Origin of the sequence: Ideonella sp. (genome assembly GCF_035254525.1) — a bacterium.
GTDB lineage: Bacteria > Pseudomonadota > Gammaproteobacteria > Burkholderiales > Burkholderiaceae_C > Ideonella.
On record NZ_DATFAN010000010.1, the window covers coordinates 1 to 24,647 of the forward strand.

25 protein-coding genes are annotated in these 24,647 nt (G+C 69.8%); 6 read left to right on the forward strand and 19 right to left on the reverse strand.

Features of this window, described 5'->3' with window-relative positions; genetic code table 11:
* From VJ693_RS00960 to VJ693_RS00985, 6 genes are all read right to left on the reverse strand, one after another.
* The coding region (locus VJ693_RS00960) for a response regulator transcription factor (protein ID WP_324151588.1) at window positions 1-558 on the reverse strand (558 nt) is incomplete at its 3' end.
* Window positions 555-2,621, reverse strand: a complete 2,067-nt coding sequence (locus tag VJ693_RS00965) for a PAS domain S-box protein (protein ID WP_324151589.1) — start codon at window positions 2,619-2,621, stop codon at window positions 555-557. The genes VJ693_RS00965 and VJ693_RS00960, both read right to left, overlap by 4 nt.
* A gap of 158 nt (window positions 2,622-2,779) precedes the next feature.
* Window positions 2,780-3,247: a hypothetical protein gene (locus tag VJ693_RS00970; RefSeq protein WP_324151590.1), complete on the reverse strand. Its 468-nt coding sequence runs from the start codon at window positions 3,245-3,247 to the stop codon at window positions 2,780-2,782.
* Window positions 3,248-3,283: 36 nt separating this feature from the next.
* Window positions 3,284-3,571 (reverse strand): ferritin-like domain-containing protein, encoded by a 288-nt coding sequence (locus VJ693_RS00975; RefSeq protein WP_324151591.1) that lies wholly within the window; start codon window positions 3,569-3,571, stop codon window positions 3,284-3,286.
* Between the two features lie 81 nt (window positions 3,572-3,652).
* Window positions 3,653-4,153 (reverse strand): hypothetical protein, encoded by a 501-nt coding sequence (locus tag VJ693_RS00980; RefSeq protein WP_324151592.1) that lies wholly within the window; start codon window positions 4,151-4,153, stop codon window positions 3,653-3,655.
* Window positions 4,154-4,168: 15 nt separating this feature from the next.
* Window positions 4,169-4,729: a hypothetical protein gene (locus tag VJ693_RS00985; RefSeq protein ID WP_324151593.1), complete on the reverse strand. Its 561-nt coding sequence runs from the start codon at window positions 4,727-4,729 to the stop codon at window positions 4,169-4,171.
* 278 nt (window positions 4,730-5,007) lie between these two features.
* Here VJ693_RS00985 and VJ693_RS00990 point away from each other — a divergent pair, with 278 nt between their 5' ends.
* On the forward strand, window positions 5,008-5,625 hold the full coding sequence (locus tag VJ693_RS00990; RefSeq protein WP_324151594.1) for a YdeI/OmpD-associated family protein: 618 nt from the start codon (window positions 5,008-5,010) through the stop codon (window positions 5,623-5,625).
* 123 nt (window positions 5,626-5,748) lie between these two features.
* Here the strand turns inward: VJ693_RS00990 and VJ693_RS00995 are convergent, their stop codons facing one another.
* A complete protein-coding gene (locus tag VJ693_RS00995) occupies window positions 5,749-6,351 on the reverse strand; it encodes a DUF938 domain-containing protein (protein ID WP_324151639.1) in 603 nt (200 codons plus the stop codon).
* Window positions 6,352-6,386: 35 nt separating this feature from the next.
* Window positions 6,387-6,716, reverse strand: coding sequence for a hypothetical protein (locus tag VJ693_RS01000; protein ID WP_324151595.1), 330 nt, complete (start codon window positions 6,714-6,716; stop codon window positions 6,387-6,389).
* Between the two features lie 163 nt (window positions 6,717-6,879).
* Here VJ693_RS01000 and VJ693_RS01005 point away from each other — a divergent pair, with 163 nt between their 5' ends.
* Genes VJ693_RS01005 through VJ693_RS01015 form a run of 3 tightly spaced genes read left to right on the forward strand, consistent with a single transcriptional unit; the run spans window position 6,880 to window position 10,092 of the window.
* Complete coding sequence (locus VJ693_RS01005) at window positions 6,880-7,566, forward strand: TetR/AcrR family transcriptional regulator (protein ID WP_324151596.1); 687 nt, start codon at window positions 6,880-6,882, stop codon at window positions 7,564-7,566.
* Entirely contained in the window at window positions 7,563-8,555 is a 993-nt protein-coding gene (locus tag VJ693_RS01010; protein ID WP_324151597.1) for a tripartite tricarboxylate transporter substrate binding protein, read from the forward strand. Before VJ693_RS01005 ends, VJ693_RS01010 begins: the two co-directional genes overlap by 4 nt.
* A gap of 7 nt (window positions 8,556-8,562) precedes the next feature.
* On the forward strand, window positions 8,563-10,092 hold the full coding sequence (locus VJ693_RS01015; RefSeq protein WP_324151598.1) for an amidase: 1,530 nt from the start codon (window positions 8,563-8,565) through the stop codon (window positions 10,090-10,092).
* Here the strand turns inward: VJ693_RS01015 and VJ693_RS01020 are convergent.
* Both VJ693_RS01020 and VJ693_RS01025 read right to left on the reverse strand, forming a co-directional pair.
* Window positions 10,028-12,808 (reverse strand): response regulator, encoded by a 2,781-nt coding sequence (locus VJ693_RS01020; RefSeq protein ID WP_324151599.1) that lies wholly within the window; start codon window positions 12,806-12,808, stop codon window positions 10,028-10,030. The genes VJ693_RS01015 and VJ693_RS01020 overlap by 65 nt on opposite strands.
* A 1-nt stretch (window position 12,809) precedes the next feature.
* A complete protein-coding gene (locus tag VJ693_RS01025; RefSeq protein ID WP_324151600.1) occupies window positions 12,810-13,844 on the reverse strand; it encodes an ABC transporter substrate-binding protein in 1,035 nt (344 codons plus the stop codon).
* A 307-nt stretch (window positions 13,845-14,151) separates the two neighbouring features.
* Here VJ693_RS01025 and VJ693_RS01030 point away from each other — a divergent pair, with 307 nt between their 5' ends.
* Entirely contained in the window at window positions 14,152-15,024 is an 873-nt protein-coding gene (locus tag VJ693_RS01030; protein ID WP_324151601.1) for a hypothetical protein, read from the forward strand.
* A gap of 36 nt (window positions 15,025-15,060) precedes the next feature.
* Window positions 15,061-17,658 carry a LuxR C-terminal-related transcriptional regulator gene (locus VJ693_RS01035; protein ID WP_324151602.1) on the forward strand — a complete coding sequence of 866 codons (2,598 nt, stop codon included), beginning with the start codon at window positions 15,061-15,063 and terminating at the stop codon, window positions 17,656-17,658.
* A gap of 45 nt (window positions 17,659-17,703) precedes the next feature.
* Here VJ693_RS01035 and VJ693_RS01040 read toward each other — a convergent pair whose 3' ends face one another.
* From VJ693_RS01040 to VJ693_RS01080, 9 genes are all read right to left on the reverse strand, one after another.
* The gene (locus VJ693_RS01040; RefSeq protein ID WP_324151603.1) at window positions 17,704-18,123 is read right to left on the reverse strand and encodes a hypothetical protein; all 420 of its coding nucleotides are present in this window, start codon (window positions 18,121-18,123) and stop codon (window positions 17,704-17,706) included.
* Between the two features lie 11 nt (window positions 18,124-18,134).
* The gene (locus VJ693_RS01045; protein ID WP_324151604.1) at window positions 18,135-19,001 is read right to left on the reverse strand and encodes a hypothetical protein; all 867 of its coding nucleotides are present in this window, start codon (window positions 18,999-19,001) and stop codon (window positions 18,135-18,137) included.
* A 102-nt stretch (window positions 19,002-19,103) separates the two neighbouring features.
* Complete coding sequence (locus VJ693_RS01050) at window positions 19,104-19,439, reverse strand: hypothetical protein (protein ID WP_324151605.1); 336 nt, start codon at window positions 19,437-19,439, stop codon at window positions 19,104-19,106.
* A 126-nt stretch (window positions 19,440-19,565) separates the two neighbouring features.
* Window positions 19,566-20,318, reverse strand: coding sequence for a Mut7-C RNAse domain-containing protein (locus VJ693_RS01055; protein ID WP_324151606.1), 753 nt, complete (start codon window positions 20,316-20,318; stop codon window positions 19,566-19,568).
* 7 nt (window positions 20,319-20,325) lie between these two features.
* Window positions 20,326-20,805 (reverse strand): YbaK/EbsC family protein, encoded by a 480-nt coding sequence (locus VJ693_RS01060; RefSeq protein WP_324151607.1) that lies wholly within the window; start codon window positions 20,803-20,805, stop codon window positions 20,326-20,328.
* Between the two features lie 123 nt (window positions 20,806-20,928).
* Entirely contained in the window at window positions 20,929-21,234 is a 306-nt protein-coding gene (locus VJ693_RS01065) for a hypothetical protein (RefSeq protein WP_324151608.1), read from the reverse strand.
* A 5-nt stretch (window positions 21,235-21,239) separates the two neighbouring features.
* Window positions 21,240-21,494, reverse strand: coding sequence for a sulfur carrier protein ThiS (thiS, locus tag VJ693_RS01070; protein ID WP_324151609.1), 255 nt, complete (start codon window positions 21,492-21,494; stop codon window positions 21,240-21,242).
* The gene (locus VJ693_RS01075) at window positions 21,494-22,771 is read right to left on the reverse strand and encodes an NAD(P)/FAD-dependent oxidoreductase (RefSeq protein ID WP_324151610.1); all 1,278 of its coding nucleotides are present in this window, start codon (window positions 22,769-22,771) and stop codon (window positions 21,494-21,496) included. The genes thiS and VJ693_RS01075 overlap by 1 nt, the downstream gene beginning before the upstream one ends.
* Window positions 22,772-22,780: 9 nt before the next feature.
* A complete protein-coding gene (locus VJ693_RS01080) occupies window positions 22,781-24,628 on the reverse strand; it encodes an aldehyde ferredoxin oxidoreductase family protein (protein WP_324151611.1) in 1,848 nt (615 codons plus the stop codon).
* Window positions 24,629-24,647 lie beyond the last annotated feature (19 nt).

Below are 24,647 nucleotides of genomic sequence, written 5' to 3' on the forward strand. Positions count from 1 at the left end.
CTTGTGCGTGCTCACCGTCTTGATGCTCACCGACAGCTCGTCGGCGATGGCGGTGAGGCTCAGCCCGTCGACGATGCGGCTGAACACCTCGAACTCGCGGTTGGACAGCAGCGTGTGCGGCTGGACCAGTTCAGAGCGCGACACATCGGTGGCCAGCAGCTCGGCCACCTTCTGGCTCACATACACGCCCCCTGCGGCCACCTTGCGGATGGCCGCCAGCAGCACGTCGCCATCGGCCTCCTTGGTCAGGTACCCCGCCGCCCCGGCGCGGATGGCCCGCACCGCGTACTGCTCCTCCTGGTGCATCGTGAACACCAGCAGCGGCAGCCGAGGATGCTCGAGCTTGACCAGCCTGATCAGCTCGAGCCCGTTGCGCCCCGGCATGGTCATGTCGAGCACCAGGACGTCGTACTCGTTCTCGCGCAGCATCTCCAGGATGGCGTTGCCGTTGGAGGCCTCCCCCGTCACGCACAGGTCGTTCGTCTCGCCGATGATGTTGCGCAGGCCGTTGCGGATCATCGCGTGATCGTCTGCCAGCAGCACCTCGATGCGCTTCATGCCGTCTGCTCCCCCACCTGCACGACATCGCCGATCGGCACGGACACCTCGACCACCGTGCCACCATCAGGCGTCGCCGCCACGCGGAAGCTGCCACCCAGCGCGTTCGCGCGCTCGCGCATGCTGAGCAGGCCGATGCCCCGGCCCTCCCCCGCCTGCAAGCCCTGTCCATCGTCGCGCACGCGCAGGCACACGCGATGCGCGTCGTTCGACAGCTCGATGCGCACCCGGCTCGCACCCGAATGCCGCGCCACGTTGGTCAGCGACTCCTGGACGATGCGGAACAACGCCGTCGCCAGCTCCGGACGCTTGACCAGGTTGGCGGCGCTGAGGTCGAGATCGGCCTGGATGCCGCTGCGGCGCGTGAACTCCGTGGCCTGCCAGGAGACCGCCTCGCCGAAGCCGAGCTCGTCGAGAATCCTCGGTCGCAGCTCCGACGAAATCTGGCGCACGCTGACGATCGCAGCGTCGAGCTTCTGGCGCATGCCCTCCAGCGTGGCCACCTCCAGGCGGCGGCCCTCCTTGAGCCGCATCGTCAGCCACGACAGGTCGAGCTTGATGACCGTGAGCTGCTGGCCGAGCTCGTCGTGCAGTTCGCGCGATATGCGCCCGCGCTCTTCCTCGCGCACCGACTGCAGGGTCGCCGACAGGCGCCTCAGCTCCTGGTTCAGCGCCCGCAGCTCGGCCTCGGCCTGGCGACGCTCGGTGATGTCGCGCAACACGGCGGTCAGCTGCATCCGGCCGCGGATGCGCGTCGCGGAGATGCTCGACTCGACCGGGAACTCGCTCCCGTCGGCGCGCCGCCCGCGCACCTCCCTCTGCGGCGACATCGCGCGGGCATGCTCCTCTTGCGCCATGAAGTGGCCGATGTATCGCTCGTGGGTGTCGCGAGACAGCGCCGGCAGCAGGCTGCCCAGCGGCTTGCCGACGATGTCGGCCGCCGCCACGCCGAACATGCGCTCGGCCGCATGGTTGAAGATGACCACGCTCTGTGATTCGTCCACCGACACGATCGCGTCCATCACGGTCTCGAGCGTCTTCTGGAACCGGTCGTCGGCCTCCAGCAGGGCCCGCGACAGGCGCTCGTCGTGCCGAAGCTGCAGCACCAGCGCGCCGGCGGCCGTCATGACGAACAGGACGACCACGAACGAGCTGAGCGCGATCATCACGGCGGTTTCGCGCCAGGTGGCCAGCGTCTCGACATCGTCGTCGCTGACGCCGGCCAGCAGCGGATAGCCGTCCAGCCGGCCGATGGCAAAGCGCAGCGTCGTCCCGTCCCGGCGCGGGCGGACGATCGTGCGCAGCTCACCGGCCTGTTGCGGCAGGTCGACGCCCTGCAACTCGTCCGCCTGGCGGCTGATGTCGCCCCCGCGGTGCGGCAGGCTGACCACCAGCGTGCCGTCGGCCGAGTACAAGCCGATCGGCCGCACGAAATCGATCGTCAGGCGGTCGAACAGCCGCTCGAAGTACAGCAGGCCGAGGTTGACCACGACGACGCAACGCAACCTGCCGTTGGCATCGTCGATGCGACGGGCCATGTGCAGCGTCCACTCGCCGTCGCCCTTGCCGCGCACGACCTTGTCCACGTACAAGCCCTGGGCGCCATCGACCGCGAAGGCCCGGAAGTAGTCCCGGTCGGCGGCCGAGATGTCGGGCGCCGGATGCTGCAGCGACGAATTCATCGTGCGGCCCTGGGCATCGAGCAGGAAGATCGACTTCACCTGGCGCATGCCGTGCGCACGCGCGGCCAGCAGAAGGTGCACCGCCTGGCTGTCCAGCTCCAGGGCGCGGCCGAACGGCGTGTCGAGCCGCTCCTGCAGCGCTCGCAGCGCCATGTCGGGCCCGTCCAGCGCCTGTGAGGTCTGGTCCATCAGCATGCGCGCCGCACTCTCGGTTTCGAGCAGCGCATGGTTGAGATCGCGCTCGCGGAGCTGCCACAGCAGCGCCCCGACCGAAGCCACGATCGCCGCGATGGTGATCGCGGCCAGAAACGCCACCGCCCGTGTCGGGCGCATTCCAAAGCGCAGCGGGCGAGGCAGGCCGATCGTTTCGCTGGAGGGCATCTGTTCTGTACTGCGTGCGCGGCGCGACGGGCGGGCCTTCGTTGGTCGACCCACAGTGTATTCACGGGGGACACCCCCTCGGCCATCGGAATGTTCCGATGCCGCCGGGTGGGTGCCCGCGCACGCACACCGCAGAGCGGTGGCGTCGGCGCAAGGCGTCAATCACTCCAGATGCGCTCGACCAACTCCCCCACCTCGAGGGGAGTTCCGTTGCGCGTGGCGCCCTTCCACTCGGGTGGAACGGGCGCCGTTCGCTTCGACTCCTTGCCATTCCACGTGGCCACCTTGAGGGCGAACACGACGGGCCCCTTGCGTGCCTCGAACGGCGTGACGGCCTTGACCTTGGTGGTGATCTGCCTTCTGAGCTCGAGGTCGAGCAGCGAACCGAAATCCAGCCAGACGTTCGACCCCAGATCCGGCCGCACCGCAACCACGATGAAGCCGCCGACCGACTGCTTCGCCCCGCTGGCGATCACGGCCTCTCGCGCGGCCGCCTCCACGGCCTTGATGTACGCCGCCATGGCATCGACGCTCGGCACGCGCTCTTCGAGCGCGGCACTCGGTTGAAGCAGGACGACGTCGATATTGGTCAGGGCTTCCGCCGCGTGCGCCCACGGGGCGGCCACGACGAGCAGGCCAGGAGAAGCCGCTGGCGCATCCCCTCAGCGATGCGCGATCGGCTTCTCGGTGAAGAGGTAGTTCTTGAGCTGCGCCGAGAAGGCTGAATCCCGCCGCCGGATCCACTCCAGCACCATGGAGGCATGCTCCTTCTCTTCGTCGCGGTTGTGCTCGAGGATGGCCTTGAGTTCCGGATCCTTGCAGGCATCGGCGCGCTGGTTGTACCAATCAACGGCCTCCAACTCTTCCATCAACGACACGATGGCGCGGTGCATGTCGCGCGTCTCGACGGAGAGTTCATCAACGGGTTCGTGATAGCCAACACTGGACATCTCGTTCTCCTCGTGGTTTCAGGATCCATGCCGATCGGCACCAGGGCCGGAGCTCATAGGGTAAGAGGGTGAAGCGGAGCGTCAATCTTCCCAGATGCTCTCCACCAGGTCCCCCACCTCGAGGGGAGTTCCGCTGCGCGTGACGCCCTTCCACTCGGGCGGAAAGGGAGCCGTTCGCTTCGACTCCTTGCCATTCCATGTGGCCACCTTGAGGGCGAACACGACGGGCCCCTTGCGTGCTTCGAACGGCTTGACGGCCTTGACCTTGGTGATGAGCTGCTTTCTGAGTTCGAGGTCGAGCAAGGAATCGAAATCGAGCCAGACATTCGATCGCAGTTCCGGCCGCACCGCAACCACGATGAAGCCGCCCACCGACTGCTTCGCCCCGCTGGCGATCACAGCCTCTCGCGAGGCCGCCTCAACGGCCTTGATGTACTCCGCCATGGCATCGATGCTCGGCACGCGCTCTTCGAGGACGGCGCTCGGCTGCAGCAGAACGACATTGAAGTTGGTCAGGGGCTCCGCTGCCCGCACACACGGGGCGGCCACGAGGAGCCAGGCCAGGAGAATCAGCAAACGCATGGCGCCTCGAGCTCGTTACTTCGCCGGCGCGGTGGACACCACTTCCTTGACGATCACATCGGAAACGGCCTGAACCTGCTTGGGCGTCACGGCCGAGAAGATGCCCTGCCAGGCACTGGACGAGGTGTTGAACTTCTTGGCACCGAAGGGTTTCTTCGACGGCAGTTCGAGGTACTCGGCATCCACATCCATGTAGGCATTGCCGGCCATGATGCCGAGCAGGTAACGCTTGGTCGTCGACACGTACTTGAAATCGTTGACGGTCAGCCGAACCAGCACCGCCCCGTTCGCAGGAACGGTGGCCTCATCCTTCGCCAACACGAAGGCCATCTTCGACCCCGAGGCCGAGTTGGCCATGGACGTTTGCCACTCTTCCACGAACGCCGGCCAATCGCTGCTGGTCTGCATGGCCGTGCTGCCGGAGACGACGGCAACGAGCGCACCGCTGGGCGCCTGCGCGCGCGGTGCCGCCGAGGGCGCGGTGGCCGAAGTCGGCGTTTGCATGACCGAGGCGGCACAGCCTGCCAACAGGGCGACGGCGGCGGTGAAAGAAGCAAGCTTGATGGTGCGCAGCATCTGAGGTTTCCTGGGGTGGCTGAGGGGCTCGATTCTTGTGGCCGTGTTGGCCGGCGTCAAATGGCGCCGCCAACTCGTGAATTCGTTCGGTAATCCCCGGAAACGTTGGCCCCCACCCGATCACAAGCGCGAGGTCACGCCAACGGGCAAGCGGCAATGGCTCGAAGAAGCAAGACCAGCCCTGGCGAGGGCTTGATCGATCTGGTGAGTTGATTCCCTTGGTCCCCATGCCACCGTGCGGCGAGCCCCGCTGGCTCTCATGCGGCACACTCCATGCGATGCCCGCCGCCAAATCCGCCATCCAACCCGACTCCTCCCCGACCTTGTTCAAGAGCGCCAAGGCTTTCGAGACCTGGCTGAAGAAGAATTACGCCACCTCCGATGGCCTCTGGCTCAAGATCGCCAAGCGGAGCGCCAATGAACCCAGCGTCACCTACCCCGAGGCGGTGGAGATCGCGCTCTGTTGGGGCTGGATCGACGGCCAGAAGAAGGGCCTTGACGACCAGCACTTTCTCCAGCGCTTCACGCCGCGGCGCGCGCGCAGCATTTGGTCGAAGATCAACGTCGAGAAGGCCGCGGCGCTCATCGAGGCGGGCCGCATGCAGGCACCGGGCTACGCGCAGATCGAGGCCGCCAAGGCCGACGGACGCTGGGCGCAGGCCTACGACGGAGCGCGCACGTCCGCGGTGCCCGAAGACCTGTTGGCGGCGCTGGAGGCCGAGCCGAGGGCCAAGGCCTTCTTTGCAACGATCAACGCGGCCAACCGCTACGCGGTACTGTGGCGCATACAGACGGCCGTGAAGGCCGAGACGCGCGCCAGGCGCATCGCCCAGCTGGTGGAGATGCTCGCGCGCGGCGAGACCATCCACATCTCCAAGCCCAGTGCCAAGGCATGACCGCGAGGTTCATGCGTGGTCTCCCGGGCCGCCCCTCTTGATGCGCGGCCACGATGCGGCGACGGGGCAAGGGCAGCGAACGTCTCTTCAGGGTCGTGAGCAGTCCCCGGCATGTCGCCTTTGTCACCTTCGCCGAAACAACACCACCAAGTTGTTCGCCGGCATATCGACCTGCGTTTCGATCTCCAGCCCCTCGGCCCGCGCCGCCCGCGCCACATCGTCCAGCCTTCGCAAACCCCATCGCGAATCACGCGCACGCAAGTCCGCGTCGAACGCCAGGTTGCTCGGCGCTGTGGGCTGGCCCTCGACGATGAACGGCCCGTAGATCACCAGCACACCGCCCGCCCCGAGCCTCGCCGCCGCGCCACGCATCAGCGCCGCGCAGGTTGCCCAGGGCGAGATGTGCAGCATGTTCGCGCAGTACACCGCGTCGAAGCGGCCCAGGGCCTCGGGCCAGGGGGCGAGCACATCCAGCAGCACGGGCGGGCGGACGTTGGGCTGGCCCTGGCAGCGTGTGACGATCGTGGGCAGTGCCATCGGGTCGGCGTCGGTGGGCTGCCATTGCCAGCCAGGCTGCTGGCGCGCAAAGTGAGCGGCATGCTGGCCGGTGCCTGAGGCGATTTCGAGCACCGCCGCCTCGGCGGGCAGCAGGCGGCGCAGCACGTCGAGGATGGGGCCCTGGTTGCGCTCGGCCGCGGGGCTGAAAGGCAGGGGGGTGTCGGGCATCGGCACAGCGTACACCGCTTCTGCCTGGCCCGCCGCTACGAGCCTGGCTGGGTCACGGCGACCAGGCGCAGGCCTCTGCCGCGGCTCAAGTAGTACTCGCCTTGCGGGCTGATCACGACGGCTCTCGTCGCTGCCGGGTCCGAGAAGTATCGCCACCCGTGGGCGGGTTCGCCCGGGCTGGCGGACGTGGGCACGGCCTGCATGCCGTGATCCATGCCGCCGCCGTGGGACCGGCGCTCGGTGTGGGCGCGGTCGTGGCGGTCATTGGCACCGTCCCGGTGAGATTCATCGGCGTACGCCAGCGATGAGGCACCACCGATGACCGCGAGCGTTGCGATCGATGCGAAGAGAAGGGGCGACTTCATGATGATGTCCTCCAAGGGGGCCCAGTCGGCATTGACTGTGCGTGCAGTCTGTGCGCCCCTCGATGTATCGACGCTGAAGGTCCCGTTCACCTGGTGTTCATCCGGCCACGGCCACCGGGTTTGTACCGTTATACGTTATGCCTGTAATGTTTATGGTTTCGGCATGCCCACTCTGTCTCCGGTCGCGAAAGCGCGCCGCACCCATGCCGAGCGCAGCCAGTCGACGCGCGATCAGCTGATATCCGCCGCCATCAGCGTGGTGCGCGAAAAGAGCTACCAGGGCGCTTCGGTCTTCGAGGTGGCCAAGTCGGCCGGGGTCACGCCCGGGGCGCTGCAGCACCACTTCGGCTCCAAGGCCGTGCTGATGATGCGGGTGGTCGATGAGATCCTGCGCTCCAGCGGCGCCACGGGCATCGATTGGCCGGATGCGCGGTTGCCGCTGGAGAAGCGCGCGAAGCGTTTCGTGCAGGCGCTGTGGGCGCGGGCCTACGAGCCGCCGCGTTTCCTGGTGGCGTGGAATGTCTACTTCGGCTGCAGCAGTGACCCGCAGCTGCGCGATTACATCGCCGAGCAGCGCGCGAGCCTGGCGCTCGCGCTGCGCGAGCGCTTCCTCGGCGTCTTCCCCGAGGCGGCGGCCGACCCCGGCATCGGCGCCTTCGTCGACCTGGTGCTGTCGAGCCTGCGCGGCCTGGGGCTGGTGCGGCTGTTCGGCCCGCAGCCCGAAGCCTGCGCCGCGCAGCTGGATGAGTTGGCCGGGCTCATCGTGCAGCGGTGCCAGGTCGCCCAAGCACCGGCCACCCGGCCGGCCCGCCGCGTGCGCCGGGCCAAACCCACAGGGAGACCGTCATGAACCCCAACCTTGCTCCCGCTGCGCGCCGGGCCTTGCTGGGCGCCGGCTTGGCCGCCGCGCTGGCGGCGCCGCTGGGCGCGCTGGCCGCCGGCTACCCCGACAAGCCGGTGACGCTGGTCGTGCCCTACCCGCCCGGTGGTGCCACGGATACCCTGGCCCGCATCGTCGCCCGCGGCATGGGGCCGCGCCTGGGCCAGCCCATGGTGGTCGAGAACAAGGGCGGCGCGGGCACGGCGATCGGTGCCGGCGCCGTGGCCCAATCGGCGCCCGACGGCTACACCCTGCTGATCAGCTCGAACACCACCTTCACGATCAGCCCCGGGCTCAAGGCCCACCTGCCCTACGACCCGCTGAAGAGCTTCGAATCCATCGGCCTGCTGGGCACCTCGCCGCTGGTGCTGCTGGCCCACCCCTCGGTCGCCGCCAGCTCGGTCAAGGAGCTGGTCGCTCTGGCCAAGGCCAAGCCCGGCAAGCTCAGCTACGCGTCGTTCGGCAATGGCACCACCTCGCATTTCGCGGGCGAGATGTTCAAGGTGATGGCCGGGGTCGACATCACGCACGTGCCCTACAAGGGCAGCGCGCCGGCCATGCAAGACCTGATCGGCGGCCAGGTGCAGCTCAGCTTCGACACCAACGTGGCGGCCATCCCGATGGTGCAGGCCGGGCGGGTCAAGGCCATCGCGTTGACCTCGGCCAGGCGCTCGGCTTCGATGCCCGGCGTGCCCACGCTGGCCGAGGCCGGCTACCCGGGCTACGAGATGGTGCCGTGGATCACAGTGGTCGCGCCGCGCGGCCTGCCCGAGGCCGTGCGCACCACCTTGTCCAAGGCCCTGGCCGGCGCCTTGGCCGACCCGGCCATTCGCGCCGATCTGGACAAGGCCGGGCTCGACGTGGCTTACCAGAGCGGCCAGGCCTACGATGACAAGGTGGCCAAGGAGCTGCCGCTCATCCGCGCCTATGTGCACAAGGCCGGCCTCACCATCGATTGAGCTGACCATGCCTGCTGATTCTTCCCTGCCCGAGCTGAGCGCTGTCGAGCTGCGCCGCCTCATCGGCAGCCGCGCGGTGTCGCCGGTGGAGCTGATGGACGCGTGCATCGCGCGCATCGAGGCGTTCAACCCCGCGGTCAACGCCATTGCCGCCACCGATTTCGATCGGGCCCGCGCGCAGGCCCGCGAAGCCGAGGCCCGCGTGATGGCCGGCGGTGCGCTGGGCGCGCTGCATGGCCTGCCGCTGGGCGTGAAGGACCTGCAGGACACGGCCGGGCTGCTCACGACCTGCGGCAACGTGGGCCTGCGCGGCCACGTGCCCGCAGCCGACAACGCGCAGGTCGCGCGCCTGCGTGCCGCCGGCGCCATCGTGACGGCCAAGACCAACGTGCCGGACATGGGTGCCGGCGCCAACACCCGCAACCCCGTGTGGGGCGCCACCGGCAACCCCTTCGACCCGGTGCTCAATGCCGGCGGCTCCTCCGGCGGCTCGGCCGCAGCGCTGGCGGTCGACATGCTGCCGATCTGCACCGGCTCGGATACCGGCGGCTCGCTGCGCATTCCCGCCGCGCTGTGCGGCGTGGTGGGCCTGCGCCCCTCGCCCGGGCTGGTGGCCAACGATGCGCGGCTGCTGGGCTGGTCGGTCATCTCGGTGCTCGGGCCCATGGCCCGCACGGTCGACGATGCCGCGCTGCTGCTCTCGGCCAGCGTGGGCCTCGATGCGCGCGACCCGCTGTCTTACGACACAGCGGCCGGCGCCGTGTGGCCGCTGCCCGAGGTCGATCTGTCGACGCTGCGCATCGGCCATACCGAAGACTTCGGCCTGTGCGCGGTCGACCCGGCCATCCGGCGCGTCTTCGACCAGCGCATCGAGGCGATCCGGCCCTGGGTCGCGTGCTGCGAGCCGGTGAAGTTGGCATTGGGCGACGCCGACCGCGCCTTCGATGTGCTGCGCGCGGAAAGCTTCGTCGCCGCCTTTGCCGACACCTACCGCACCGCGCCCGACACCCTGGGGCCCAATGTGCGGGCCAACGTGGAGATGGCCGCCGCGATCACGCTGGCCGATCGCGCCTGGGCGCACGTGCAGCAGACGCGCATCGCGCGTCAGTTCGCGCAGGCCTTCGAGCGCTACGACATCATCCTCGCGCCCACCACGCCGGTCACCCCGTTCCCGTGGACCGAGCTGTACGCGCAGCGTGTCGACGGCCAGGCCATGCGCAACTACTACCAGTGGCTGGGCCTGACCTATGTGGTGACGCTGGCGACCAACCCGGCGCTGGCGCTGCCCTGCGGTCGCGACGAAGCCGGCATGCCCTTCGGGCTGCAAGTGGTGGGCCGGCTGCGCGGCGAAGGACCGCTGCTGGCTGCCGCGCGGGCGCTGGAACAGGCATTTGCCACCGAGCCGGCGCTGGCCCGCCCGCGGCCTGATCTGCAGAAGCTGCGCGACCCGCGGCCCGAGCTGAAATCCATCGTCACACACCCGCCCTTGCCGGGCGCACCCAGCGGGCCAGGGTGGCAAACAGGTCTTGGAACTTGAGCGGCTTGGCGATGTGGTCGTTCATGCCCGCCTCGAGCACCTTGGCCCGGTCACCGACCATCGCATTGGCCGTCATCGCGATGACGGGCAGCTCCGCCAGGCCGGGTCGCTGGCGCAGCAGGCGGGTCGCGGCATAACCGTCGAGCACCGGCATCTGGCAGTCCATCAGCACGGCGTCGAAGGTCTCCCGCTCCAGCATGTCGAGCGCCTCCTGGCCGTCGCCGGCGACGCTGACGACGATGCCCGCGCGGCTCAGCACGTCCAGCGCCAGCTCGCGGTTGATGGCGTTGTCCTCCACCAACAGGATGTGCGCGCCGGCGAGGCTGGCCTGCTGGTCTTGCAGGGCTTCCTCGCGGCGGACCGCGCGCGTCGGCGGGCGCCCCACCACGCCGAGCGCCGTGACGCAGGCATCGAACAGCGCCGAGGGCGTGACCGGCTTGGTCAGCAGCGCGCCGATGTGCAGGTGGTGCTGGTCCAGGCGGCTGACCACCTCGTCGCGGCTGAAAGCCGTCATCATCAGCACGGTCGGGGTCGGGTGGTTTCCCGGCTCGCGCTGGCCGAGCCGCCGCGCGCACTCGACACCATCCATGCCCGGCATCATCCAGTCGAGCAGGACGAGGTCGTAGGGCCGGTTGCTCGCATCGGCCAGTTCCACCCGGCGAAGCGCGTCCTGGCCATCGGCGGCGGTGTCGACGGCCAGGCCGAGCGCGACGGTCATGGCAGCGAGCACCTCGCGCGCACCGGCGTTGTCGTCCACGATCAGGGCGCGGGTGCCGCGCAGACCCTCGTGGCGCAGCGCACGGGGCCGGTCGCCCGGCTCCGTCTGCAAGGGCAGGCGCAGGCTGAAGTGGAAGTGGCTGCCCTGGGCGGGCGCGCTGTCGACCGCGAGCTCGCCGCCCATCAGGCGCACCAGGTGCTGGCTGATGGCCAGGCCCAGCCCGCTGCCGCCATAGCGCCGGCTGGTCGATGCGTCGGCCTGGGAGAACGGCTGGAACAGCCGCTGCTGCTGCTCGGTGCTCATGCCGATGCCGGTGTCGCGCACGCCGAACCATAACAGCACCGAATCGCGCCCGCTCTCCAGCACATCGACCGCCACGGTGATCTCGCCGCGCTCGGTGAACTTCACGGCGTTGTTGCCCAGGTTGAGCAGCACCTGGCGCAAGCGCGAGGGGTCGCCGACCAGCGCCGTCGGCAAGTGGGGCGGCAAGGCGAACAGCAGCTCCAGGCCCTTCTCCTCGGCCTTCATGCCGACCAGGTTGGCGAGGTCGTCCAGCACGTCGCTGAGGTGGAAGGGGATGGCCTCCAGGTCGAGCTTGCCGGCTTCGATCTTCGAGAAATCGAGGATGTCGTTGATGATGCCCAGCAGCGATTCGGCGGAGCGGTTCACCTTCTGCACGTAGTTGCGCTGCTGCGGGTTCAGCCCCGTTTCCAGCGCCAGGTGCGACATGCCCAGGATGGCGTTCATCGGCGTGCGGATCTCGTGGCTCATGTTGGCCAGGAACTCGCTCTTCGCCTGGTTCGCCACCTCGGCGCGCTGCATCGCCTCTTCGAGCTGCGCGGTGCGCTCGCGCACGGCGTCTTCCAGATGGTCGCGGTGGCGGCGCAGGTCCTCCAGGGCCTGCTTGCGCGCCGTGATGTCGGTGACCAGGCCGTCGAGCCCGGGCGCTTCGCCCGCCACCTGCCCGCCGCCGAGCTGCCGAGCGTTGAGCTGGACCCAGATCGGGCTGCCGTCGGCGCGCGTGAGCTGCAGCTCCATGCCGGCGATCTGGCCATCGCGCGCCAGCGCGGCAAACAAGGTATCGATCTGGTCCGGCGTGAACAGCGGCGAGTGCCCCGGCGCCGCCTGGCCGGCCGCATGGCCATTGGCCGCCGCCATCAGCTCGGCGGGCGTGGCGTAGCCCATCAACCGCGCCAGGGCCGGGTTGGCATCGTGCAGGCCGCCCTGCCGATCCAGCCGGAAGATGCCCTCGAGGGCGTTCTCGAAGATCCCGCGGTACGTCGCCTCGCTGTCGCGCAGGCGCTGCGCGGAGTCGCGCAGCCGGTCGGCCATCCCGTTGACGCGCCCGGCCAGGCGGCCCAGCTCGTCGCCCGATTCGACGATGCAGCGGGCGTCGAGGTCACCGACGGCGATGCGGTCGACCGTCGCCTCCAGGCGCTGGATCGGCCTGCTCACCATGCGGCGAAGCAGCAGGAAGGTGGCCACATACAGCACCGCCACCATCGCCGCCACCAGGGCCAGCGTGGTCCGGCGGGCCACGGCGACGGCGCGCTCGACCAGCGCACGGGTCAGCACGACGCGAACCTCGCCGACCTTCTGTGGCTCGGTGCCGCCAGCCGGCGTGTACTCGATGGGCCGCACCCGCACGATGGAGTTCGCGAGGTCGGCCCCTCGCAGCTTGGTCACCTCGGACACGGTGCCGTAGCCGACCGCCGTGATGCTGAATTGCGCCACCTCGGGGTTCGGCGCCAGCGCAGCGAGCTGGCTGTCGATGGCATCGCGGTCGACGTTCCACAGCGGATAGGCCAGCGAACGGCTGAACAGCTCGGCAATGCGCCCCGCGCGGCCCTCCAGCTCGAGGAAGCGGCGCTCGCGTTCACCCTCGATCAGCACATAGGCCGAGCCGGCGGCCACCACGGCGACCAGCACCGCCAGCGCCAGCACCAGCTTCGTGTGCAAGCTGGTCGCCTGCGGAATCAGGCGCTTGGGCAGCAGCATGTCACGGGTTGCGCACCAACGGCGCGAGGTTGAAGTCGTAGGGGCCGGGCTTGGGGTGGAGGGCCTTCGAATAGACGCTGAAATCCAGCGCCCCATCCCGCTGGTAGACGACATGGTCGAAGCGCGGCGCGTTGTCGCGGTTGACGACGGACATGTAGTCGAGCTTCAGCGACGGGCCGCCGTGCTGCGCGAAATCCACCCCATGGTGATAGTCGTGCAGCAGCACCATCGCCCAGGCGCCGATGAAGAAGTGGCTGCCCACCGTGGCCGCCAGGCCGCCCTCGGCCAGGCTGGCCATCGCGCTCGGCCAGCCGCCCGTGCCGCCGACCAGCACCCGGGCACCGCGCGCCTTCACGGCGCGCAGCGCGCCCAGCGCCATCGAATCGTTGCCGGCCCAGATGATGTTGGCCTGCGGGTAGCGCGACAGCAGGACGCTGGCCTTGCTCTCGCCGTCGGCGTCGCTCCAGTCGCCGAACGCCAGCTGCAGCGTGCGGCCCCGCCCGGCGTGCGAAATGAAGTCGCTGACACCCTGCGCGCGCTCCATCGAGACCGGCGTGCTGCGATCGCCGGTGATGCCGATCACCTGGGGCTCGCGATCACCGAGCTGGCGATACAGCTCTTGCATCAGGCGATATTCGGCGTGCGCCTCGTCGGTCGTCGCCGTGCCGATCCAGTGGCGCATCTGCTCGCGCTCGTTGCCGACCTCGCGCCGCTGCTCCGGCGTCAGGTCGTTGTGGATCATCAGCACCTTGGCCGGCGTGCGCGCCAGGGTCTTGAGCATCTGGACCGCCGCCAGCTTCTCGTTGACGATCACGACGTAGTCGGGCGCGTTCGGGCGCAGGGCGAGCTCTTCGGCCTGGCGCAGCATAAGCAGGTGGTCGCGCTCGGCGTAGAGCACCTCGAGCTGCATTCCGAAGGTCTTGGCAGCGGCCGCCATGAAGCGGGCCGTCATGCGCCAGTGCGGCCCCTTGCCCCGCTCGACGGGCTCGCCGGGATTGAGGAAGACCACCCGCGGTGCCGGCCCTTGCGCAGCCATTTGAGCCGCCACCGGCCAAGCCGCGGACAACAGCCCGGCACCGGCAATCAAGGCACTTCGGCGATGCATGTGCACTCCTCGCAGCCCCGTGCCACGGGGCACCGGGCTGGATACGAATGAATTGAACCACGCCCGACAGGGCCTCACAACGCGGGCCGACCCGCCCCCCGGCCTGCGCCCCGCGAACGACCGGCACGTCACCCGCACGCCGAAACTCGCCCACCGCCTTGCGGGTTTCGTCGCCTTGGGGGCTGCGCTGCGGCACCGGGGCGGAAACAATGCGCCATCGCAGCCCTCGCCCCGCGTCATGTTTGATCGCCTCTGCCCGAGACCCCACCTGCTTCTGCCTGGCCTCGCCGCCGCGGCCCTGGCGGCCTGCGGCCTGACCACCGAGGTGGCACCCACGCCCACGCGCGCCGTCGGCGAGGTCAACAGCCCGCTGAGCGACTACAACCTCAGCGAAAGCGCCGACGGCCAGCGGCGGGTCTGGGCCCGCTCCAAAGCTAACTTCGCCGGTGCGCACATCCTGGAATCGCAGCGCGGCCCCGGCGGCTGGAGCGAGCCGCGCGAGCTGCCGTTCTCCGACACACGCTGGCGCGATTCCGACCCGTGGCTCACGCCGGACGGGCGCACGCTCTACTTCGTCTCCGACCGGCCGGTGCCTGCGCGCCCCGACGGCCATGACCTCAATATCTGGCGCGCGGGCCTCGGCCCCGAAGGCTGGGGCCGGCCCGAGCCGCTGGGCGACGAGGTCAACAGCCCCGCCGAGGAGCTGGGTCCCGAGCTGCACGGCGGGCGCCTTTACTTCGGCTCCAACCGCCCCGGCGGCCTGGGCGGCCTCGACCTCTACGCGGCCGAGCAGCGCGACGGCGGCTTCGCCTCGGCGCAGCCGCTGCCGGCGCCGGTCAACAGCGCCGCCAGCGAGGGCGACCCCACCTTCAGCCCGGACGGGCGCACGCTGGTCTTCTGGCGCCTGATCGACCGCCAGCTGGTGCTGCACCGGACGGAGCGGTCGGGTGGCGGCTGGACCGAGCCGGTCGCCCTGCCCGGGCGCTTCAGCTTCGGCGCGATGCAGATCACCCCGGCGTTCAGCCCGGACGGGCGCTCGCTGCGCTTCGCCTCCACCCCTGGCGCGGGCCCGACAGCGCTGTTCGACGTCTACGAAACCGCCTGGCCCTGAGGCTGCGCGGGGCCGCTGCGTCTTAACATCGCGGCCATGTCCAACGACGCCTTCGGCTTCGCCCGCACCAAGGTGCAGCCGCCGCGCCTGCGCGCCGGCTTGCTGGCACGGCCGGCGCTGGCGGGGCGGCTGGCCACGGCGCTGCGAAGCTGCCGTTTGACGCTGGTGTCGGCGCCCGGTGGCTTCGGCAAAAGCAGCGCGATGCTGCAGGCGCTGGCCGAGGGCAGGCTCGCCCACACCTGGGTGTCTTGCGACGTAGACGACAGGCTGCCCCGCCTGGCCGCCGCCATTGCCGCTGCGCTGGAGCCGTTCGACCTGCCCTGGCGGCAGGACCCGGAGGCCCTGGTCGCGACGATCGAACGCCCCGACGGGCCGCGCGCGTTTCGCGACGCGCTCGTCAACGCGCTCGCCGTCACCGAGGTGGAGCGCGCGGTGCTGGTGCTCGACGATGTGCACCGCCTGACGGACGAACCGGTGCACGAGCTGCTCGCGCCGCTGGCCTGGGCGCTGCCACCCGCGTGGGGGCTGGCCGTGCTGGCGCGCGTCGACCCGCCTTGGCCGCTGGCGCGCCTGCGCGCCGCCGGCGAGCTCGCCGAGTTCCGCCAGGACGATCTGCGCTTCAGCGCCGAGGAGGTGAAGGCGCTGGCCGGCGACAGCGCGCCGGCGCTGCTGGCGCGCACCGAAGGCTGGCCGGTGGGCGTGACGCTGGCCCTGGGCAACGCCGCGGCCGCACAGCCGGTGCGCAGCGAACGCCACGCGGTGGACTACCTGCGCAGCGAGGTGCTCGATGCCTTGCCCGCCGATCTGCGCGACTTTCTCGTGTGCACCTCGGTGCTGCCGGAACTGACGGCGATGCGCACGGCTGCCGTCACCGCGCGGGCCGACACGGTGCGCCTGCTCGACGAGGTCGAGCGCCGCGGCCTGTTCTACCAGGAGGTCGACAACGCCGAGCGCACGCTGCGCCTGCACGACATCTTCCGCAGTGCGCTCGATGCCGAGCGGCGCCTGCTGCCGCCAAGCGAACAACAGGCGCTGTGGCACCGCGCCGCCGAGACCGAGCCGGACGTGGCGCGCCGCTTCGACAGCCTGCTGCAGGCCGGCGACCCCGGGGGCGCGGCCGACACGCTGTGCGCCGAGGCGCCGACGCTGGTGGCCGCCAGCGGGCTGCAGGGCGTGCTGGCGATGCTCGCCAGGCTGCCGCCCGCGCTGGTCGAGCATTCACCGCGGATCGCGCTGCTGCGCGGCATCCTGGCCTGGGAGGCCGTGGACCTACAGGCCATGTGCGACCAGATGAAGCGCGCGGTCTCGCTGTACGACGATGCGGGCGACACCGAAGGGCGCGATCTCGCGCGCGCCTACGCCGCCCTCGCGATCAACGCGCTGAGCCCCATCGGCAACCCACGCCGCGAGCCGGCGTACGACGTCGAGATTGGACCGGCCACGCCGCACCGCACGCGCGTCATCGTCGCGCTGCACCTGGCCTGGCACGCCTTCGATCTGTCGGACTTCGAGGCGACGAACCGCCACTACGGCGAGGTGTTCGATCACCTCGCGCGCGAGCGCGACCCCGCGCTGTGGTACCAGGTGACGCCGGGCAACGCCTACTTCGGAAACCGCGCCCTGGAGCCGCTGCTGCTGCGCTTCGCCGATGGTGCGCTGCGCGTGGCGGGCGACGACTACCCGGCCCTGCGCGGCACGGCGCTGGCCGTGCGCGGCTGCCAGCTCCTGTGGCGGGGCGACACCGCCGCCGCGCGCGCGGCGCTCGACGAGGCGATGTCGCTGTGGGCGTGGTGCAACCACCCTCAAACGCTGGCCACCTACGCGCTCACCGGCTGGCTGCTGTGCCGCGCGGTGCAAGGCGAGATCGACGCCGCGGTGGCGGGCTTGCATGACGCGCTGCAGCGCGTCGATGGCCTGTTCGGCGCCGATGGCCGCGGCCCCGGCTGGTACTTCCACTGGTACGAGCTGCGCTGCGCGCTGATGGCCGAGCGCGACGATCTGGCGCGCCAGGCGCTGGCGTCGCTCCGGCGCACGGCGCCCGGCACGATGAACAGCAGCCACACCGGCGTTGCCCGCGTGGTCGACGCCTACGACTGCTGGCTCGATGGCGACACCGCACGCGCCGCCGCGCTGATGGACGACGCGCGCCGCTACTACGGGGCCAACGACGCGCAGGGCCTCGTCACCGCGCTCGGCCTGCAGCGCGCGGGCCTGGCGCTGGACGAGGGCGACGACGCGGCCGCCGCCACGGCGCTGGTGCAGACCCTGGGCGGGTTGCCCGAGCGCGGCTTCGAGATGTCGATGCTGTTTGCCGGCCGCGGGCGGCTGCAGCGCCTGGTCGCCAGCCGCGCCGCGCGTGCGCTGGGCGATGCGCAGCGCACGCTGCTGGAGTCGGCGGCCGGTGCCAGCCCGGCGCCCGCGCCGGCCGCGCCCGCCGATGGCGGCGAGGCGATGAGCGCCCGCGAGTTGGAGGTGCTGGCCCAGCTGGCCGCCGGCGACAGCAACAAGGTCATCGCCCGCCAGCTCGGCCTGAGCCCACACACGGTGAAGCGGCACGTCGCCAACATCCTGGGCAAGCTCGGCGTGCAATCGCGCGGCCAGGCGGCGGCACGCTATCGCCAGTTGGCGGTGTGACGGGTTCCGCGAGCGACGCGGACGGCGGCTATCGTCGTTGCGGGATCAGTCCGTCAGGCGATTGCACTTGTCGCCGCGCCCGCGCTTCGGCACGAACACCTTCACCGTCGTCGCCTTGTCTCCTGCGGCAACGAAGTCGACGGTGCAGGGGTCGGCCCCAGCGACGAAGATTCTCAGGCGAACCTTGCCCTTGGGCACCCCGGGTAGCGCACGCTCGCCGTGCTCGTCGGTGTCGATGTCGAGGCGCATCGCTGGTATCTGCAGCCGCGCCGGCGCCGGCATGCCGGGCCCTTCGACGCCGAAGCGAACCTGCACGAGTACCCGAGCACTCTGCGCAGGAGCCGCCGCCGATGGCGGCTGCGGCGGGGCGCTCGCGGCGGCGGGGGGAGGCTGAGCCGCCGGCGCCGTGGCAGCCGCAACAGCGGTGCACACGCCGGCGCACAAAGACATGAAGCGCATCGGCATCTCCACAGGATCTATTTCGAAGCACTGCGCAGCTTGTTCATCACGTCGTCGATGAACGGCTTGTCGCGTACGCCACCGAGCGAGCTCGGAAAGTAGACGAACTTGAAGCTGTACAACCCGCCCTCGTGCGGGCTGAAGAAGATCGCGAAGCGCTCGTCCGCCGACATGCGCGTGTAGTTGACGAACGGGAAGTCGAACGGATCGACGCTGAACATCCACTGGCGCGAAAAGCCTCCGACGCAGCTCGGGCTGTCGTCGACATGCACACCCTGCGCGGCGCGGCGCTCGAGCGGCATCGACTGCACCCGAACCTGGACACTGTGGCTGGCTTCATCGGGCTCGAGCGCCTCGACGATGAAGTGGCAGCCGATGCGCCGCTTCGCGCCGTCGGAGGATGGCAGTTCCAGCGTCAGGTCGCGATCGAGAATGGGCTTGTCGGCAGGGAGCTTGAAGACAGGATCAGCCTCGCCGCCACCGCCGTAGACTTGCAGCACATCGAGCTGGCGCTGCTTGACGGTGTCGGCAATGCGCATCAGCTGTGCGCGAAATGCGGGCGCGCGCTTGCCTCCTTCGTCGACGATCTGGCGCTCGAGCTGCCAGAACAACGGGCTCAGATTGAGCGACTCATTGAAGTTCTGTGTCAACAACTCGAGCACGGCAAGCCGCCGGTCGAGGTCCTTCTGCCCCGGGTCGAGGTACTTCTCCATCAGCTTGGCGAAGATCTCGCGGCGCAGGTTGGTGTCGGCCTCCTCGCGCTTGTTGACGAGCTCGGTGTACAGCCGAAGCCGGCTCTCGGCGTCGGACCGCTTCGCGGCCCACACGTTATAGATCACCGTCGACCCCGCCAGCGATACCGGGATGGCCAGGGTGCTGATCATCCACTTGACGTTGTCACTGAGCCAAGATCGAGACGTGGCGAATTTCCGGCGCGAGCTTCCGCGAACCTCTGTTTGTCTCGGGCTCATGCGCACCTCGTGACCTCAGCGCTGGACAAGGACGAGGCGCCCGTTCACGCTGCGCAGCTCGAAGTTGTATTGCGCCGGGTTGACTGACAGGATCACCGGCGCCTCCGCCGTGCCCACGCGCACGGTGCAGCCGCCGACCGTACCGACGGTGAAACGGTAGGAGCCGCGCGCATCGGTCGTGGCCGGCACCGCCTTCTGGCCAGGGCACAGCAACTCGATCGGCCGATTGGCAGCGGGCTGTTGATTCTCCGACACGCTGCCGTAGATCGTCGCCGCTGCGGCCGGCCCCAAGGCCGCACTGAACAGCACTGCCAGGAGCGCCGGGCGCAGGCTCGCCTTCAGGTGCACCATCGCAACCTCCCTTCGTTCCACGGCCTCGGGCGCCATCGACGCCATCGACGCCATCGACGCCATCGACGCACGAATATTAGGCGCGGCTGCGCATGAACGAAAGCGCCGGCGACGTCGATCAGCCCCCTAACTGAGAGCCGGCGCCAGCAGCGCGTCGACCATCTCGCGCATGTGCCGCCAGTGCATGCCCTCCCAGAACACGCGCTCGCAGCCATCGCAGACCGCGAAGCGCTCGTAGCGCTCGCGCACGGCCGGCGGCAGCCGTGGCGCGATCTGTGCCTTGTCGACCGCCCGCAGCAGCGCGTTGCAGCTGAGGCAGCGCGTGAACGGCCGCACCGTGCCGGCAAGATCGAGCCGGTCGAACACCTCGCGCAACTGCAGTTCGCTGCGCTGCGCACGCACGTAGCAGCCGTGGGTCACCGTGCGGCGCTTGAGCAGCTCGCGGTCGCGCGTCAGCACGATGCGCCCCTGCGCGGCCGCGATGCGCACGATCTCGTCGTCGGCGAAGTGGTTGTCGTACAGGGTGTCGAAGCCCGTCATGCGCAGCAGGTGGGCGAGACCGCCGAGGTGGGCGTCGGCCACGAAGCGGGTCTCGCGCAGCGCGCGCTCGCGAACGCGCACGAGCGGCGTGACATCGAACGCCTCGAACTTGGGGTAGACGGCGACGCGGTCGCCGTCGCCCAGCACCCGCTCGAAGCCCACCGATTCGCCGTTGACGAGCACGAGCTCGACCTCGGTGTGCGGCACGCCCAGCGCCTCGATCATGTGCTTGGTAGTCGCCGCGCGCGCGCACCGGCAGCTGAACTCCCGCCCACGCCGCGCGGGAGCGAGGAAGTCGTTCAGCTCCTCGTAGAAGCGGAACGTCGCGGTCGCGGGCATGACCCGGTCAATGGACCCGCTCGCCGCAGAACCGGCCGTGCCGCGCGGCCAGCATCAGCTCGTGGAACTCGTCGTGCGACAGTCGCAGCAGCTGCTCATGGTCGCCCGCTTCGATGTAGACGACCGGCGCAGCCTCGAGCTCGTCGTCGACGACCGTTTCGAGGCCCCAGGCCATGCCCAGCGCGGGCACGGCGCCGCGCTCGCAGTCCGCAAACAACGCGGCGATGCGGGCCTCGTCGGCGAGCCGCAGGTGCTGGCGCTCGAGCAGGTGCGAGAGCCGGCCGAGCTGCACGTTCCGGTCGGCCGGCACGACGGCCATCACGCAACCGGCATCGTCTTCGACGATCACCGACTTGGCGAGCTCCTGGGGCGGGATGTGGGCGCTGCGCGCGGTCTCGGCGCTGCTGCTGCTGTGGCCGTGCGTGCAGACCTCGTAGTGCGCGCCGCGCAGGTCGAGGTAGATGGAAAGGCGGGTGGACATGGTCATGACAGCCTCCATGGAAAAGGCTCCAGCTCCGCCCGGGGCGACGCCTGCCGCCCGGACGAGTGAGCAGTCTGCTCCTGCGCGGGCAACCATGCCAGGCTGTATGGCAGCGCCGACCTGCCCCGACTATCCGCCGCCGCGGCGGGTGTACAGGTCGAAGTGGCGCATGAACGCCTCGCGGGCCTGCGGCGAGACATCCGCGCTGAAGGCGTAGCGCACCCGCATCCGCGGCATCCGCATCAGCGCGATCTGCCGCTCGGGCAAGGCGCTCCATTCGAGCGCCAGCTCACCCCCGCCCACCAGCGCCACCTGCGCCCTGCCCGGCGCCGGCAAGGTCAGCGCGTTCGGCCCGGCCGCGCCGGGCAGGCAGCGCAGCCATTCGGCTTCGGTGCAGCCGTGCTCGCGCTCGAACTCGGCGGGTGGCTCGGCCACCGGCCTCACCCACCGGCGATGGGCGGCCAGATCGCCAGCACGTCGCCTTCGGCCAGCGTGCGGCTCGCGCGCTGGTCGGGCGGCACGAAGTGGCCGTTGATCAGCACCAGGTGCACCATCTTCAGCGGCAGGTTGAACGGGGCGATGATCTCGGCCACGCTCGCGCCCGCGGCCACGTCGAGCTCGATGGCGTTGCCGGGCCGGCGCTCGGCGGGCAGGTAGTCGGTCAGGCTGGCGTAGAGCTTGAAGGTGATGTGCATCAGGCCTTCAAGTGTGCCTGCTCACCCTGGGCCTGGGCGCAGGCGAGGTAGGCTTCCATCAGCAAGGTCGGGTCTTCGAGCAGCTTCTCTTTCCAGGCGCCCAGCTTGACCTGGCCCTCGACCAGGCCGCGCATCACGCCCACATGGTTCGTCCAGCCGATGGCGTTGCAGCCCACGAGCCGCTCGCCGCCGAACTGCAGGCTCAGGTGCCGGCCGGCGGCCTCGTCGGTGAGCTCCACGTGCTGGCCGCCGGGCACACCCTGCCAGAGCCCGAAGCTGGCCGAGATCAGCCCCAGCGTGTCCAGCACGTTGATCTGCGTGACGCCGTTGAGCGAGGTGGTCTTGCCGACCATGTTCAGCGCCGCCACGCGCGCCTGCTCGGCGGCGTTGGGCTGGATCGCGCTGACGATGGTCTGGCCGCTGACCTTGTCGAAGGCCTCGGCGCAGTCGCCGGCGGCGTAGATGCCGGGCACGTTGGTCTGCAGGTGCTCGTCGGTCAGCACGCCGACCAGGCAGATGACGCCCGAGTGCTCGAGAAAGCCGATGTTGGGCTTGACGCCCGTGGCGCTGATGACCAGGTCGGCCGGCAGGTTCTGCCCGGTGGACAGGCGCACGCCCATCGGCGCGCCGTCGGGGCCCGGCCGGTCCACGGCCTCGACGCGGGCGCCGGTGTGGACGGCCACGCCCTTGTGCTCGCACCAGTGCTTGATCATGCCGCCGGCCGTGGGGCCCATCATGCGCGGCACCATGCGGTCGCCCATCTCGACCACGCTGAGCTTCACGCCGCGCTCGGCCAGCGCCTCCATGATGATGCAGCCGATGAAGCCGGCGCCCAGCTGCAGCACGCGCGCGCCCGGGCCGGCCAAGGCCATGATGGCGCGGGCGTCCTCGAGCGTCCAGCAGGTGTGCACGCCGGGGCCGTCGATGCCGGGGATCGGCGGCGTGGCGGGCGACGAGCCGGTGGCGACCAGCAGCCGGTCGTAGGGCAGGCTGCTGCCATCGTCGAGGATCACCTGGCGCGCGGTCGTGTCGACCTGCGCCGCGCGGCCTTGCTTGAGCGTGATGCGCAGCTTGTCGTAGTGGGCACGGGCCCCGCGGCGCAGGTGGGTGCCCTCTTCGCCGATGTGGCCCATCAGCAGGTAGGGAATGGCCATGCGCGAGTACGGCAGCTCGGGCTCGTCGCCGACGACGGTGATCACGTCGTTCGGCGCGTGCTTGCGAATGGTCTCGGCGGCAATCACGCCGGCCGGGCCGGCACCGAGGATCACGTGTTTCATGTCAGCCCGTCACAGTCCCAGGCGGGTGCGCGTCTCGGCCGTCAACTCGCCTTCGTTCGTCCAGCCGCGCGCGGCGTAGTACTTGGGCAGCATCTCGGGCAGCTTGTTGACCAGGCCCTTGGCCGGTCCGGTCTTGGCGGGCTCGGTCAGCAGGCGCTTGGGCAGCGAGTCGTCCTTGGCGGTGAAGCCGGCCTTGTTGTTGAAGTCGCGCTCCATGTTCCAGATGCGCTCGCCGATCTTCTCCATGTTCTCGAGCGTGAACTCGTCGCCGCAGGCGGCGGCCACCTGGGGTGCCACGTCGGCCAGGCCCCAGGCGAAGCTGGTGAAGATGCAGATGCCGGCCGAGTCGAAGGCCGCCGTCGCGTCCTGGAAGGCCTTGACGAGCTCGGGCTTGCCCTCGGCGGTCAGCGGGTCGGTCTTGACGGGGATGCCCAGCACCTCGCTGGCCACCGTGTAGCCGCGCAGGTGGCAGGCGCCGCGGTTGCTGGTGGCGTAGGCCAGGCCCATGCCCTGGATGCCGCGCGAATCGTAGGCCGGGAATTCCTGGCCCTTGACGCTCATGCTCAGGTCCGGGTGGCCGTACTTGGCGGTCAGGCGCTTGGAGCCCTGCCCGATCTCCTTGCCGAAACCCTCGCCCTTGGCGGTGATCTCGGCAAAGTGGGCTAGCGCCTGGGCCGAGCCGAACTTGGCATCGATGCCGAGTTGCTCGGCGGTCAGCACACCCATCTCGTACAGCTCCATCACCGCGCCGACGGTGGCGCCGAAGCTGATCGGGTCCATGCCCTGCTCGTTGCACAGCAGGTTGGCGTATTGCAGCGCTTCGAGGTCGTTCACGCCGTTGGCGGCGCCGAGCGCCCAGGCCGCTTCGTATTCCAGGCCGCCCGAGGCGCCCCAGTACTGCGGCTTGTTCTCGACCGTGAAGTGGCCCTTGTCGATCTTGCTGATGCGGCCGCAGGCGATGGTGCAGCCGAAGCAGGCCTGGTTGGTCACCAGGTGCTTCTTGCCGTCGGTCGCGCGCGGGGTGACCATGGCCTCGGCGGAGATGTCCTTCGCGCCCTCGAACTGCACGTCGCGGTGGTTGCGGGTGGGCAGCGCGCCGATCTCGTTGATCACGTTCATCAGCACCTGGGTGCCGTAGGTCGGCAGGCCCTGGCCGGTGACGCCGTTCTCGGCGAGGATCTTCTTCTTCTCGGCAGTGACCTGCATGAAGGCCTTGGGGTCGGCGATGTTGCCCACGCCCTTGGTGCCGCGCACGGCCACGGCCTTCAGGTTCTTGCTGCCCATCACGGCGCCCACGCCCGAGCGGCCGGCGGCGCGGTGCAGGTCGTTCACCACGGCGGCGAACAGCACCTTGTTCTCGCCGGCCAGGCCGATGCTGGAAATGCGCAGCAGCGGATCCTGGTGCAGCTTCTTCAGCGTCTCTTCGGTTTCCCAGACGCTGTGGCCCCACAGGGCGGAGGCATCGCGCAGCTCGGCGACGTCGTCGTTGACGTACAGGTAGACCGGCTTCGGCGAGGCGCCCTCGAAGATGATCATGTCCCAGCCGGCCATCTTCAACTCGGCGCCCCAGTAGCCGCCCGAGTTCGAGCACGCGATGGCACCCGTCAGCGGGCCCTTGGTGACCACCGTGTAGCGGCCGCCGGTGGAGGCCATGGTGCCTGTCAACGGGCCGGTGGCCCAGATGATCTTGTTGTCGACCGACAGCGGGTCGACCTTGGGGTCGATCTCGTCGATCAGGTACTTCGAAGCCAGCCCGCGCGAGCCCAGGTAGAGCTTGGCCCAATCCATGCGGAGGGGTTCGCTCTTGACGGTGCCGTCGGTCAGGTTGACGCGGAGGATCTTTCCAGCCCAGGACATGTGTGTTCCTCCTATGAAA